This is a genomic window from Limnohabitans sp. (genome assembly GCF_038134685.1).
Taxonomy (GTDB): Bacteria; Pseudomonadota; Gammaproteobacteria; order Burkholderiales; family Burkholderiaceae_C; genus Limnohabitans_A.
Genome location: NZ_JAYPVP010000005.1, coordinates 1 through 13,475, shown reverse-complemented (window position 1 = coordinate 13,475; position 13,475 = coordinate 1). Strand labels below are relative to the sequence as shown.

Annotated in this window: 14 protein-coding genes, 1 tRNA gene and 1 pseudogene; 3 read left to right on the top strand and 13 right to left on the bottom strand. The window is 58.3% G+C overall.

Annotated elements, in window-relative coordinates:
* Positions 1-287: 287 nt before the first annotated feature.
* From AAFM15_RS03370 to AAFM15_RS03345, 6 genes are all read right to left on the bottom strand, one after another.
* Positions 288-701 (bottom strand): antirestriction protein, encoded by a 414-nt coding sequence (locus AAFM15_RS03370; RefSeq protein ID WP_341685287.1) that lies wholly within the window; start codon positions 699-701, stop codon positions 288-290.
* 236 nt (positions 702-937) lie between these two features.
* Positions 938-1,090 carry a hypothetical protein gene (locus AAFM15_RS03365; protein WP_341685286.1) on the bottom strand — a complete coding sequence of 51 codons (153 nt, stop codon included), beginning with the start codon at positions 1,088-1,090 and terminating at the stop codon, positions 938-940.
* Positions 1,091-1,279: 189 nt separating this feature from the next.
* Positions 1,280-1,780 carry a hypothetical protein gene (locus AAFM15_RS03360; protein ID WP_341685285.1) on the bottom strand — a complete coding sequence of 167 codons (501 nt, stop codon included), beginning with the start codon at positions 1,778-1,780 and terminating at the stop codon, positions 1,280-1,282.
* 48 nt (positions 1,781-1,828) lie between these two features.
* The gene (locus AAFM15_RS03355; protein WP_341685284.1) at positions 1,829-2,017 is read right to left on the bottom strand and encodes a hypothetical protein; all 189 of its coding nucleotides are present in this window, start codon (positions 2,015-2,017) and stop codon (positions 1,829-1,831) included.
* Positions 2,001-2,480, bottom strand: a complete 480-nt coding sequence (locus tag AAFM15_RS03350) for a hypothetical protein (protein ID WP_341685283.1) — start codon at positions 2,478-2,480, stop codon at positions 2,001-2,003. Before AAFM15_RS03350 ends, AAFM15_RS03355 begins: the two co-directional genes overlap by 17 nt.
* A 68-nt stretch (positions 2,481-2,548) precedes the next feature.
* Positions 2,549-3,058, bottom strand: coding sequence for a hypothetical protein (locus AAFM15_RS03345; protein ID WP_341685282.1), 510 nt, complete (start codon positions 3,056-3,058; stop codon positions 2,549-2,551).
* A 116-nt stretch (positions 3,059-3,174) separates the two neighbouring features.
* Here AAFM15_RS03345 and AAFM15_RS03340 point away from each other — a divergent pair, with 116 nt between their 5' ends.
* The 3 genes from AAFM15_RS03340 to AAFM15_RS03330 all read left to right on the top strand — a co-directional run bounded on the left by AAFM15_RS03340 (position 3,175) and on the right by AAFM15_RS03330 (position 4,578).
* Positions 3,175-3,462: a helix-turn-helix transcriptional regulator gene (locus AAFM15_RS03340; protein WP_341685281.1), complete on the top strand. Its 288-nt coding sequence runs from the start codon at positions 3,175-3,177 to the stop codon at positions 3,460-3,462.
* Positions 3,463-3,547: 85 nt separating this feature from the next.
* Complete coding sequence (locus AAFM15_RS03335; protein WP_341685280.1) at positions 3,548-4,027, top strand: helix-turn-helix transcriptional regulator; 480 nt, start codon at positions 3,548-3,550, stop codon at positions 4,025-4,027.
* A gap of 5 nt (positions 4,028-4,032) precedes the next feature.
* On the top strand, positions 4,033-4,578 hold the full coding sequence (locus AAFM15_RS03330; RefSeq protein ID WP_341685279.1) for an ImmA/IrrE family metallo-endopeptidase: 546 nt from the start codon (positions 4,033-4,035) through the stop codon (positions 4,576-4,578).
* A gap of 376 nt (positions 4,579-4,954) precedes the next feature.
* On the opposite strand, the gene AAFM15_RS03325 is transcribed toward AAFM15_RS03330, so the two are convergent.
* From AAFM15_RS03325 to AAFM15_RS03295, 7 genes and pseudogenes are all read right to left on the bottom strand, one after another.
* Positions 4,955-5,030 (bottom strand) — tRNA-Phe (locus AAFM15_RS03325).
* A 37-nt stretch (positions 5,031-5,067) separates the two neighbouring features.
* Positions 5,068-5,751 carry a response regulator gene (locus tag AAFM15_RS03320; RefSeq protein WP_341685278.1) on the bottom strand — a complete coding sequence of 228 codons (684 nt, stop codon included), beginning with the start codon at positions 5,749-5,751 and terminating at the stop codon, positions 5,068-5,070.
* Between the two features lie 4 nt (positions 5,752-5,755).
* Positions 5,756-8,002 carry an ATP-binding protein gene (locus AAFM15_RS03315; RefSeq protein WP_341685392.1) on the bottom strand — a complete coding sequence of 749 codons (2,247 nt, stop codon included), beginning with the start codon at positions 8,000-8,002 and terminating at the stop codon, positions 5,756-5,758.
* Positions 8,003-8,026: 24 nt separating this feature from the next.
* Positions 8,027-8,674: a DUF4390 domain-containing protein gene (locus AAFM15_RS03310; RefSeq protein WP_341685277.1), complete on the bottom strand. Its 648-nt coding sequence runs from the start codon at positions 8,672-8,674 to the stop codon at positions 8,027-8,029.
* The gene (rsmB, locus tag AAFM15_RS03305) at positions 8,631-9,971 is read right to left on the bottom strand and encodes a 16S rRNA (cytosine(967)-C(5))-methyltransferase RsmB (protein ID WP_341685276.1); all 1,341 of its coding nucleotides are present in this window, start codon (positions 9,969-9,971) and stop codon (positions 8,631-8,633) included. Before rsmB ends, AAFM15_RS03310 begins: the two co-directional genes overlap by 44 nt.
* Entirely contained in the window at positions 9,968-10,519 is a 552-nt protein-coding gene (locus AAFM15_RS03300; protein WP_341685275.1) for a hypothetical protein, read from the bottom strand. Before AAFM15_RS03300 ends, rsmB begins: the two co-directional genes overlap by 4 nt.
* Positions 10,520-10,620: 101 nt before the next feature.
* Positions 10,621-13,475, bottom strand: a pseudogene (locus AAFM15_RS03295) (DNA-directed RNA polymerase subunit beta'); the annotation flags it as partial.

Below are 13,475 nucleotides of genomic sequence, written 5' to 3'. Positions count from 1 at the left end.
ATCGACATCCCAGAGCAGCAATTTCCCATCCAACGATGCATTACTCCATTGGAAAAAATGCAACGCAGTTAAATGCCTTTCACAAGCTCAATGAAATTGCAGCTTGCAAAGATACATTCACGACTCTGCACTTCGCTGCGTCATAGTCATCACCGGACCTCCCAGCCACCCCAAGAAAATCCACTTTCCCCACTCGGTACAGATTGGTCGGAAAAGTCGGAAAATTTCGGGGTGGCGGGTGGACATGGATGTGTAGTACCAAGCCCTCGACTCGGTAGTGTCGTCCGTCAGTCGATAGCCCGATAGATTGACCTGGCCTCTGGATGTCCAGCAACATATTCCCGCAACAGGTGGTATTGCGTTGCACAGGTTCGCGCCATGCGATCACCCGCAAAGGACAGCTCACTGAAAGCGTACAAACAAGCCGTGATGCCGAAAGCATCCGGTGACAGCTTGCCGTCAAATCCGTTCTCGCAGCTCACGGTGAACTCGGTGTCATGTCGTGGGGCCATATACCAGCCTCCGTTGCTCAGGTCATGGAATTCCCAATAGGCCCCCTTGTAGCTTTCAGCCAATGCCTCTGCAATGCTGAACACTACTGGCTCCAGCTTGAGCATGTACGACATGCCAAAGAGGCCGTCCACGATGTTCATGCGCTCGGATTCAGGGACGATGGTGTTGATGATGGTTGGTGTGGTCATAAATTGATCCGAAAAAAATGGATGGAAAGACCCCTCCCCCCAATCCATCCAGACGCACGGATGCCTCTGCTTGCGCAGCTACGTTGTGTGCTTACTGGTGTCGGACTGGGGAAAGGGGGTGAAGCCGAGGCCGGTTGCTACCGGTGGCGATGGCCGCTGGGGGCCGGGGGGGTGCCCGAGAGGTGGGCAGGTTGGCCGCATGTGGGCCGGTTGGGGGCAGGCTGTGGCCGCCCTACTCAGTGCCAGGTCGTGCGCCCCATGGCGTCCGCGTCAGTGGCGCTCAGGTGAGAGGCCTCCGACACTATGACCAGCGGCAAAAGGTCTTCGGGGATGTCGTCCCAATCTAAGGCACGTTGGACGGCGGTACTGATGCAGTCAAGGTATGTCATGTCTATCTCCTTTGGTTACGAATCTTGAAAAAGTGGAAGGCCCAGGCCACGCCAACAATGACGACGACCACAAGCCAAGGGAACAAAAGGCACAAGGCAGCTGCTGCGGCAATGGCAATCCAACGTGTTGCGCTGAACCACATGCCGAGCAAGGCAGCGGCGATCAAAGCGGCAGTGATGGATGCCAGATCAGACCTCCCCTGACTTGAGCTTCAAGGTCTTGCGCTTACCACCGGGTACTCCTTGCCCCATGGCCCCAAGTGCCTCCAATGCCACCTGTTCGAAGGTGGTACCGGGCACCAGTTCGTGATGGCGGCTGTTCTCTGTATTGACGCGCACCAAGCCCAGATGCTTGAGCACGGACAACACAAATCCGCCCGTGTTGATGCTTCGCCCAGCATGCAATTCGCACATCGAGCGGGAGATCAAAACAGTGCTGGACTGCACCAAGGCGTCAATTGCTTCGCCACTCGCCCATTCATCGGAGAACATGCCACCACCAGTGTTGGCGACGATCCGCAAATGCAGGGATTGGTCATCGGGATGCCGACCGATGGCGTAGGTCAAAGTGGATTGACCTGACAGGGAAGGACATTCACCTGTGTGGATTGCTTGGATTGGAGACAGTTCTGCCTCAGTGACTTCAGTTTCGATTTCCATGGATTTCCTTTCAATGGGTTGTGCGCACATGACGCGGGGTTGCTTTCAAATAAGATGCCTCGTTTCCCGCAGTGCCTTTCATTGCCAGCAATTGCAGGCCTGCTTGGGGCGCAGATGAATGACATCCAAAACGGCCATGGCCTCTGCCAATTCACGGCTCTGGCCACCGTCGTACTGGCGAACGGCTGCACGCTCCTGAAACAGTTCGTACAGGTCATCCGTCAGGCATGCCACCATTGCGGCCACAAGTTCATCGACTGGTTTCATTGGTCTCCTTGGGTTGAACAGGCGTAAAAAAACCGCCTCGGTGGGCGGTGTCTGTGGCGACGGGTGCGTCGATTGCGTCGGGTGGTGGGTAAGGCGGACTTCGGTAGGCATGCTCCTGGCACAAGTCCAAGATATCCGGGGCGGCTTCGGTCTTGGGTGCAAAGATCAAGGTACCGTAGCCCGATGAGGACAACACAAACACCAGCTCATAACAAGTGGCGTGTTCCTCAATCACTTCCCACAAGGGACTGCCCAGGTCAGACATGACACGCACGTCCATTTGGGCCTGCAGTTGCTCGATACCGTCACCGGCCTCAAGGATCACGAACACCACCAATTCCTCCATGCTGGTGTCTTCGTCAATCAGTTCTTCCATGCGATGCTGGATCAGGGCAGTGATGCATGGGTCTGGATAGGTTTCAACAAATGCCAACACCTCACCGGGATGGCGCAGTACGTGCATAGAACTCCTTTCGTTTGGACAAAGAAAAACCCGCCGAGGATTTCTCTAGGGCGGGCATTTAATTGTTTTTATTTTTTCTGTTTTCCATTGATTACGCGTGGGCTCCAAAATGAAATAGATGTTGTGGTTTTCATGACTCCAGGGACACCATAAAAAAGCATCAACACGGCCCTCGACCCATTACTCGCAACCCATTCATCGCGGAGAACGTTTCCACTTGACCTTACTGACCCTGCCTCGTTTTTCTTTTCGAAAATATATTCAATTTTTTGACCTAACTTTAGATATTCTCCGATATCGAATCTGCCAACAAGCTCCATCCTTATTGACTCGACCCTCCCCTCTTTACCAACTGTGACTTCAAAGTTTTCAGCAGGGTAGCCAAAAACCTCTCCGCGCTTACTTAAGTGTCGACACTTTGCCAAGAACTCTTCGGTGCTCTTTGTTGGCGGCTTGCATACATACCCCTGCGACTCCACATCCTTTTGGGTGTAAGAGAATTTAATTCCTTCGTATCCATCGAACGCCAGTGCGGCACTGCAGTTTAATGCGGCAATTAGAACCACCATCTTTTTCATTTAACTTCCCCTCAAAAAGAATGTCACGACTTTCGTGACGACAATTATGACTACTGTCACGAAACTCGTGACGTGCAAGATGAAAAAACCCCCCCACCTCCATCGTCGGACGCCGCATGCGCGAACGCCGTGAAGCATTGGGTCTTGCTCAGGAAAAAGTAGGGGTGGCCATCGGCTTGGACGAATCCAGCGCCAGGGCACGGATCAGCCGGTATGAACTTGGTGTCCACGAACCACCGTTCGCCACGGTGAAGCTGCTGGCCAATGTTCTGGAAGTGCCGCCGCCCTACATGTATTGCGAGGAACAGGACATTGCCGAGCTATTGCTGGCTCTGCACAAAATACCGAGCAAGGCGCGAAAGCAGACGATAGGGGCAATGACTGCCCAACTGACGGACGCTTGAGTTCGCTCAACCCCACTGCAGCATCAGCGAAAACCTGAGCACGTTTTAAAGGTGTTCAGATTTTTACTCGCTGAGCATTGACCCCTTGCAATCCGAGCTGGTCTCAAGCCAAACACCCCAATCATCCAATGCGGTTGCACAATTCAACCAATATGGTATAAAATTGACCATCGGCTCGGCAAAAGCCGTTTTCACCAAACAGGAGATCGAGATGGCACTTACTGAATTCGGAAAGGCGGTACGAACAGCAAGGGTTCGCACCGAAACGACACTTCAGCAAATGGCTGATGAGATCGGTACTACAGCCGCATTTCTGAGCGGCATTGAAACAGGCAGAAAAAAAGTACCTCTCGGTTGGGTTCCCAAAATTGATGCATTTTTCAGAGCCCGAGGGGTGCAAGCCGAAAATTTGGATGATCTGGCAAGCATGGCTAACGGACAGGTGTCGATTGAAGGACTCTCACCTGCACAGCAGATGATGGTTGCTGGTTTTGCCCGCACAACCCTTGATGCCGACCAACTCAAGAACTTTGAACAACTATTGAAAAAAGCTATGAAAGGTTGAACACCATGACCGACCTGCAAACCGGATTTCGTGTTGCGCCGCAAACAAAAAAAGCCATCAGGCAAATTGCCGCTAATGCGCGCTCGGCATTGGGACTTCCGGCAGGTCGAGTTAATTGGGCTGCCTTTTTAGAAAAGCTGCACTCCTACGGCATCGTGGTTGACATCTTTGAGGCTTCGAGCGCCCCGGTAGGACAAGGCATCGAAGCATGCTGGATTCCAGAAAGCAACACTCTTTACATTCAAGATGCCGTTTATGCGGATGCGGTACGAGGCGGTGCCAGAGCCACATTCACCATTGCGCATGAACTGGGGCACATCCTACTTGCACATCGGCGGACTATCAATCGCGCCCAAGAGTCGTCGCCCATGGCAATTTGGGAAAACTCAGAATGGCAAGCCAACACGTTCGCCGCTGAATTTGCTATGCCGCTTACCAGCATCAGAAGCACATCTCTGTGCACTGCAACACAGATTGCCAGTTATTTTGGGGTATCGCTGCAAGCCGCCGAAGTACGTCTCAGAAAGCTGAGGGCTGACGGCGAGATCTAAAAAAAAAGGGCGGTCAGGAATCTCACCTCCTAAACCGCCCGGGTGCTGAATACGGGTGAAGCATCCAGCTAGCTTGGTTAAAGCTTTTCGAGTTTACTCGGATTGATTAAAGGTAGCTTACAGGTAACCCCTTACAACCATTTTTTTAGGAGGGTTGCCAAATGGCTGCTCCAGAAAAAACTGCCGGGGGTCGCTGGGTCTTCTGTCGCTACATTCGCAAGAATGGACGCATCATTTACCCGAAACGCGGTCAATTCTTTCGCTTTTGGGTGGAAGATTAACTAACCCGCCCCACCAAGGTACCCCCTTGGTGGGTTTAGCTTCATAACACTTATGAAGAAAACCCCACTGGAGTGAACCAATGGGGTTTCAATTTTGGTGGCCTGGGGCGGAATCGAACCACCGACACGCGGATTTTCAATCCGCTGCTCTACCAACTGAGCTACCGGGCCAGAGAGGTGGAATTATAGCAGACGTTTTTGGCCCGTTTCAGATCTGACCGTTTTTCTTGCCCTTGCCCAAGTCCACGCCCAGTTGTTTGAGCTTGCGGTACAGGTGGGTACGTTCCAGACCGGTTTTTTCGGCCACGCGGGTCATGGAGCCGCGCTCCTTGTTCAGGTGGAATTCGAAGTAGGCACGCTCGAAGTCATCGCGCGCTTCGCGCAACGGGCGATCCAGGTCAAAGGCTTGCGCCACCTCGGCCACCTCAACTTCGGGCTCGTTCATGTCCACCGCAAAGCTCTGGGGCATGGGCGCCATGGCACTGACAATGGCGGGCGCGGCGCTGGCCTGACGTGCGGGCGCTCGCGCTTCTTTGCTCAGGCCTTGTTCCACCGCCTTGAGCAATTTTTGCAGGGTGATGGGTTTTTCCAGAAACGAATGCGCACCCAATTTCACGGCGTCAACAGCGGTGTCAATGGTGGCGTGGCCACTCATCATGATGACGGGCATGTTCAGCAAGTCGCTGGAAGCCCATTCCTTGAGGAGACTGACGCCGTCGGTGTCGGGCATCCAGATGTCGAGCAAGACCAGGTCGGGCTGCGCGCGTGTACGGGCCTCGCGGGCTTGGGCGGCGTTTTCGGCCAGTTCGACCTGGTGCCCCTCGTCAAAGAGGATTTCCGAGAGCAGGTCCCGAATACCCAGCTCGTCATCGACCACCAAAATGTTTGCCATAGCCTTATGCGTTGTCTCTGTTGACCTTGAATGATAACGACACCTGCGCCCCGATCGTTTCGCCTTGCTCCTGCAGGTTCGACAGTTCGATTTTGGCACCGTGTTCGTCGGCAATTTTCTTGACCACGGCCAAGCCCAATCCTGTGCCCTTGGCTTTGGTGGTGACATAAGGCTCGAAGGCCCTTTGCAGGATGGCTGCAGGAAAGCCTTTACCCGCATCACGCACCTGCAATCGTACGCGCTCGCGCTCGGCGTTGTAGCGAGTCACCACCAGGACTTTGGCATCGCTGTGCCCTGCGGCTTCACAGGCGTCCTGGGCGTTTTGAAGCAGGTTGTGCACCACTTGGCGCAGCTGCTGGGCATCGCCCTGGATCAGCGGGCATTGCGGGTCCAGCTGTAGTTCAATGAGGGGCATCTTGCTGCGCTCGGCGGTGTCCTGGGCGTACAGGCCCATGACGTCCTGGATCAACGCGTTCAGATCCAAAGGCTTGAGCTCGGCCGAAGGCAGGCGCGCATAGTCGCGAAACTCATTGACCAGGCGCTTCATGGCATCGACCTGGTCCACGATGGTTTGGACCGACTTGTCGAGCAAGCGTGCATCGGCCTCTTGCAATTTGTCGGCTAACTTGAACTGCAGGCGCTCTGCCGAAAGTTGAATGGGGGTGAGCGGGTTCTTGATTTCGTGCGCCAGCCGGCGCGCCACTTCGCCCCAGGCCTGGGCACGCTGCGCGGACACCACTTCGGAAATATCGTCAAACACCAAAAGGCGCATGCCGTCGGGCAGGAACGCGCCACGCGCCAGCAAGGTCACAGCGCTGGCGTGGATGCCGTTGCCGCTGGCGTGCACTTCGAAAGATTTTTGCCAATGGTCGAGCGCGTGCACATCGGTGTCGGCATGCAACTGGGCGAATTGCTCTTCCACACCTTGAGCGAGCACCTCCATGCCGTGAAGGCTGGACAGGGGCTTGCCCTCGTGTGCGGCCACTGGGGCACGCAGGATGCGTGTAGCACCGGGGTTGGCCGATTGAATGTGGCCTTGCGCATCCATCAGCAAGACGCCGGCAGTCAGGTTGTCCAGAATGGTCTGCAGCTGAGCGCGCGCGGTCTCCAGCTGGTCCAGACTCTGGTGTACCGCTTTGCGGGCGTCAGCCAACTGCTGCGTCATGGCAGCAAAGGAGCGGGTCAGATCGCCCAGCTCGTCCTTGCCGGGCAAGGCGTGTTTGGGCGAGAGGTCGCCCTGCGCCACCTGACGCATGCCCAGGGCCAGCAACAGCAAGGGGCGCGCCAACTGGTTGCCCAGCAGCACAGCCAGCACAATGGCCCCCAGCACAGCCATGAACAGGCTCAGCGTGAGGGTGCCGATGTACATGCGGCGCAAGCCGTCCCGCGCCAGGGCACGTTGCTGGTATTCACGGTTGGCGTTTTGCACATCCAGCGCATTGGCCACCAAGGTGGGCGACAAAGGTTGAATGACCTGCAACATGCGGTAGTCGTTGCCCAGGTTCCAGTTGACTTGCGGCAGCTGCGCCAGCACCACAATGCGTCCTTTGTCGGCGCCAGGGGCTGCATCGTCCACCCCTTCGATCACGACAGCGGATCCTTTGGCTCGCGCATCGCGCAACTGGCTGGCCGCAGGCAAGGGCGGCCTGAGTTCGTAGCGGGACTGACCGGCACTGGCCAGCACACGGCCACCGTTGGCCCACAGCACCACGTCGCTGGCGCCCAGTTGCTCTCGCACGCGCTCCAGAGAGAGCATGGCGCTTTCCTCGGGCACCTCGGCCAGCTGCGTTGCCGCAATGCGGGTTTGTTTGGTCAGGTCTGCACTCAGGGTGTCGAGGGTGGCACGGCCCAGGTTCAAACCCGCAGCGAGTGCGCCTTCGACCTTGACGTCAAACCAGGACTCGATCGAGCGCGAGACGAACTGATAGGACACCACGTAAATCAGCCCACCCGGCACCACGCCCACCAGCGCAAAAATGGCGGCCAGCTTCAGGAGCAGGCGCGCGCCAAATTCACCCCTGCGCAGACGCACCAGCAGGCGCACAAAGCCCCACAAGATGGTGATGCCCAAGCCCGAAGCCACCACGGCGTTGACGATGAGCAAAGGCTGGTAATACTGCTCGTAACTGGTGTGGTTGCTGGTGGCACGGGTGAGCAAGGCAAGCAGGCCCACCCCAATCAGCAAGAGAGCGGCCGAGCCCAGCGTCAACAACCAGCGACTGGTTTTGCTGCTTAAAAGGCTGCGACGCATGGGCTTGGTGTTCAAGGCTTTCTCTTATTGCAGCAGGTCTGTGGCCACACCCAGTTCGCGGCTCACCCCAAGGTTCCAGTCGGACTGAGCACCCGTAGAGATCTGGAAAGGCCGTGGCAACTGGTTAACGTCCAGCCTGAATTGGTAACGTACGTAATAGCGCGCCGAGCGCGAGAGGTCTGCCACATCCACCACGGGCCAGCCGTAAACACGGCGCACCAAGGCAAGCGCTTCGGTCAGGCTGTCAAAGTTTTGCGATAGGCTGTTGCCCAAGGCGTTGGCAGACAGCGGCTCGCGCGACAGGCTCAAACGCCAGCGTCGTGTGAGGGGCTGGTAAAGCAAGCGGTAATAGCGCGCAGCGCTGGCGACCTGCTGGTCAGACCAATACCAGCGGTCGCGGTACACGTCGGCCTGCACCACGAAGTGAATGGCCACGCCTTTGAGCAAGGCATCCTCCAGGCTACTGCCCAGCTCCAGGCGCAACGCGCTGTTGAGCACGAGTGATTTGTCTGCTCGCTCCAGGCGCAGCTCGGTCAGCTCAACTGATGACGGGGTCGAAGAAGGTGTTTGCGCATGCGACAGCAAGGCCCAGCTCCACAGGAGCAGGGCCAGCAGCCACACGCCGGGACTACGGCGCAGGCTTTTGCAACAGTGCGTAGTAAAAGCCATCATGTTCACCGAGCTGATTGTCCCCGACCGGCAAGCCTTGCGGCACTTGTCCGGGGATCAAATGCCCCGGAGAGGGCAACAAAACCGCTTGCGTGTTGCGCTTTAGAAACGCCTGGACGTTGTCCTGCCCTTCGGCCTTGAACACCGAACACGTGCAATACACCATGCGCCCGCCAGGTTTGAGCAGGGGCCACAAGACGTCCAGCAATTTGGCTTGCAAGGCAGCCAGTTTGGCAATATCGGAGGCGCGGCGCAGCCAGCGAACGTCCGGGTGACGGCGCACGATGCCAGAGGCCGAGCACGGTGCGTCGAGCATGATGGCATCGAACAACTGGCCATCCCACCAGCTGTCAGGCTCGGCGGCATCTGCAGCACGCACTTGCGCATGCACTTTCAAGCGCTGCAGGTTTTGCTCAATTTTTTGGGCACGTTGTGCATCCACATCCAGCGCCAGCACCTGCGCCTGTGGCGCCCACTCCAGCAAGTGTCCTGTCTTGCCGCCAGGGGCAGCACAAGCGTCCAGTACGCGCAGGGGTTCACTTGTGCGCTCGCCTAAAAGCAAGGGGGCAGCTATTTGTGCTGCGGCGTCCTGCACCGACACCTCGCCTTGGGCAAAGCCCGGAAGCTGGCTGACCGGCACGGGCCGATCAAGCTCGATGCCGCAGACACCTACGGCTCTACCGTTCAGCCCCTGTGCCTGCAAGCGTGCAAGGGTGGTGGACACATCGCTTGTGTTCAGATTAACGCGCAAGGTCATGGGTGGCGCGTGCTGAGCCATGTTCAGCAAAGTGGCCATATGCTCGGGATGGTCGGCCTGGATTTGATCGATCCACCACTGTGGGTGGTTCCAGCTCGCCACGGGGTTCACTGCGATTTCGGCCATCAGGTCGTCGCGTTCGCGCACAAAACGGCGCAGACAGGCATTGATGAAACCGGCCTGACGTTGCCACTTGTGTTCGCGACGCGCTGCCTCGACCGTCTGGCTGACAACGGTGTGCTCCGGGTACAGCGGGCGCTCGGTGTCAAGCAGCAAGGACAGCGCACTGCACAGCAAGGCATCGACCGCAGCCGATGGGGCTTTGGCGGCCAGCAGCACACGCACTGCACGCGCTGCCCCCCAGTGGCGCAAGGCATGAAAACTCAGGGCCTGCACGCCTGGGCGGAGGTTGGCGGGCACCGTCTCGAGCAAAGCGGTGAGCGACTGCCCACCCATGACGGCATGGGTCATTCGGGCCACCTGCTGCAACTGACGCCACAACGGGATGGGCTGGGCCTGCCCCGCATTCACAAGCACATTCATGCCAACTCCATCGGGCCGGCTTTGAGTTCCAGACGCATGGCGGGGCTAAACCCCAGCTGTCTCGCCAGGGGGCGTACAGGCCAAACTTCGATGGCCTGGTTATAGGTTTGCACAGCCACGTGGTAGGTCGCCAGTGTGGCAGGCAGCATTTGCTTCATGCGCACCAACACAGCGGCCAGCGAGTGCCAGTCGGAGGCTTGGCCTTGCTTCATCTGCTGGCTGAGGGCCAGCATGAGTTGCGCATGAGCTTGCGAGACAGTCGCCATGATGTCGGCATTCATGGGTTGTACCCGGGCTTGTGACAAGGCGCCGAGCAATTCGTCGCAGCGCTGCTGCAAATCGGTGTCCTGACCCTCCGGGGTTTGCTGCAGGGCATGCGCCCCCAGCGCCGACTCCAGACGCACCAGCACTTGCAACCAGACCGTGTCGACCAGGTGCCATTGGCGCAGGATCTCGGCGCGCATGCGCACCAGACGGTGGTGCGCACCCACCGCCCAGAACATTGCAAGCGCCAGCACGGCACAGAAAATCAGCCAAGTCATGTCCATGGATGCTTTTTAACACCAAATGAAACAGCCCCTGCACACGGGGTGAACAGGGGCTGCGGAAGATGCATCACGACGTGATGCATCAGAGGCTAGCTGGGCGCTCAGGCGTCCTGGCTATCGCTCACGGCGTCAGCCGCATTGCCAGCCAACTCGGCGGCTTCGGCGTCGGCAATGGCGCGGCGCTCGGCGTCGTCCATGGCGTCTTTGGCCTTGCGCGCCTGGTGGTAAGCCAGACCGGAACCCGCCGGGATCAGGCGACCCACGATGACGTTTTCCTTGAGGCCACGCAGCTCGTCGCGCTTGCCCATGAAGGCCGCTTCGGTCAGCACGCGGGTGGTTTCCTGGCAGGAAGCCCCGGAGAAGAACGAGTCGGACGACAGATAAGCCTAGGTGATACCCAACAACACGTTGCTGTAGGTCGCGGGCACTTTGCCGTCTTTCTGGAGCGCTTCGTTGGTGTTGAGCAGCTCGGAGCGCTCGACCTGCTCGCCGGCGATGTAGGTCGATTCGCCCGGGTTCTCGATGACCACGCGGCGCAGCATCTGGCGAACGATCACCTCGATGTGCTTGTCGTTGATCTTCACACCCTGCAGGCGGTAGACGTCCTGCACTTCGTCCACGATGTAGCGGGCCAGCTCTTCGATGCCCAACAGGCGCAAGATGTCTTGCGGATCGGCCGGACCGTCCACAATGCTTTCGCCCTTGTTGACCACCTGGCCTTCGTGCACCAGGATGTTCTTTTCCTTGGGCACGAGTTCTTCCCAGACCTTGCCATCCGGATCGGTGATCTGCAGACGCACCTTGCCTTTGGTCTCTTTACCGAAGGACACGGTACCGGTGATCTCGGCCAGCACGCCTTTGTCTTTGGGCGAACGGGCTTCGAACAGTTCGGCCACACGGGGCAGACCGCCGGTAATGTCGCGGGTCTTCTGACCTTCAACAGGGATACGGGCCAGCACTTCGCCGGGGCCCACGTCCTGGCCATCGCGCACCTGGATCAGGGCGCCAACCTGGAAGCCGATCGTCACCGAGTGGTCGGTGCCGGGGATCTTGACTTCCTTGCCGTTGGCATCGATCAGCTTGACCTGCGGACGCACCACCTTGGCAGAGCCACGGCGTTTCGGATCGATCACCACCAGTGTGGACAAACCGGTCACTTCGTCGACCTGCTTGGCCACCGTCAGACCTTCTTCCACGTTCTCGAATTTCACCTGACCGGCGAATTCGGTGATGATGGGTCGGGTCAGCGGATCCCAGTTGGCCAGATTGGTACCGGCCTTGATGGTCTGGTCAGCCTTGACTGTCAGGGTCGCACCGTAAGGCACCTTGTGGCGCTCGCGCTCGCGGCCGTGTTCGTCATGGATGACGATTTCGCCGGAACGGGCAATCACCACCAGCTCGCCTTTGGAGTTGGTCACATAGCGCATCGTGGCATTGAAGCCGATGATGCCGTTGGACTTGGCTTCCACGCTGGAGGCCACAGCCGCACGCGAAGCGGCACCACCGATGTGGAAGGTACGCATGGTCAGCTGTGTGCCGGGCTCGCCAATCGACTGGGCGGCGATCACACCGACAGCCTCGCCGTTGTTGACCAAGCCGCCACGACCCAGGTCGCGGCCGTAGCACTTGGCGCACAGACCGAAGCGGGTTGCACAGGTCAGTGCAGTGCGGACCTTGACTTCGTCAACGCCAGCGGCTTCGAGTTCGTCGATCAGGTCTTCTTCCAGCATGGTGCCAGCGGTGGCCAACACGGCGCGGGTTTCGGGGTGCAGCACGTCTTCGGCAGCAGTACGGCCGAGGATTCGGTCGCGCAGCGATTCGATCACTTCACCGCCTTCAACGATGGCGCGCATCAGCGAACCTTCGGAAGTACCGCAATCGTCTTCGGTCACCACCAGGTCTTGCGTCACGTCCACCAGACGACGGGTCAGGTAACCGGAGTTGGCCGTCTTCAACGCCGTGTCGGCCAGACCCTTACGGGCACCGTGCGTGGAGATGAAGTACTGCAACACGTTCAGACCTTCACGGAAGTTGGCCGTGATGGGGGTCTCGATGATGGAGCCGTCAGGCTTGGCCATCAGGCCACGCATGCCGGCGAGCTGACGGATCTGGGCTGCAGAGCCGCGAGCACCGGAGTCGGCCATCATGTAGATGGAGTTGAACGATTCCTGCTCGACTTCCTTGCCGTTGCGGTCGATGGTTTTTTCCTTGCGGAGTTGATCCATCATCACCTTGGACACGGCGTCGCCGGCCTTGCCCCAGATGTCCACCACCTTGTTGTAGCGTTCGCCGGCGGTGACCAGACCCGAGACGTATTGCTGCTCGATGTCTTTCACTTCCTTCTCGGCTTCGGTGATGATGCCGTGCTTTTCTGGCGGCACCAGCATGTCGTCGATAGCGATGGAAATACCAGCGCGCGTGGCCAGACGGAAACCGTTTTGCAGCAGCTTGTCGGCAAAGACCACCGTCTCTTTCAGGCCGCACTTGCGGAAGGCGACGTTGATGAGCTTGGAGATTTCTTTCTTCTTGAGTGCTTTGTTGAGCAGCTCAAAAGGCAGACCTTTGGGCAGGATCTCGGACAGCAGGGCGCGGCCCACGGTGGTGTCCACCATTTTGGTGGAAGCCGTGAATTCGCCGGTGGTTTTGTCTTTGGTCCATTCGGTCAGGCGCACGCTGATCTTGGCGGTCAGTTCGACCACGCCAGCATCCAGTGCGCGCTGGACTTCACCGATGTCGGCGAACATCAAGCCCTCGCCCTTGCCATTGATGCGGTCACGGGTCGTGTAGTACAGACCCAGCACCACGTCTTGCGAGGGCACGATGGAGGGTTCGCCCGAAGCGGGGAACAGCACGTTGTTGGAGGCCAGCATCAGGGTGCGGGCTTCCATCTGGGCTTCCACCGACAGCGGCACGTGAACGGCCATCTGGTCACCGTCGAAGTCGGCGTTGAACGCCG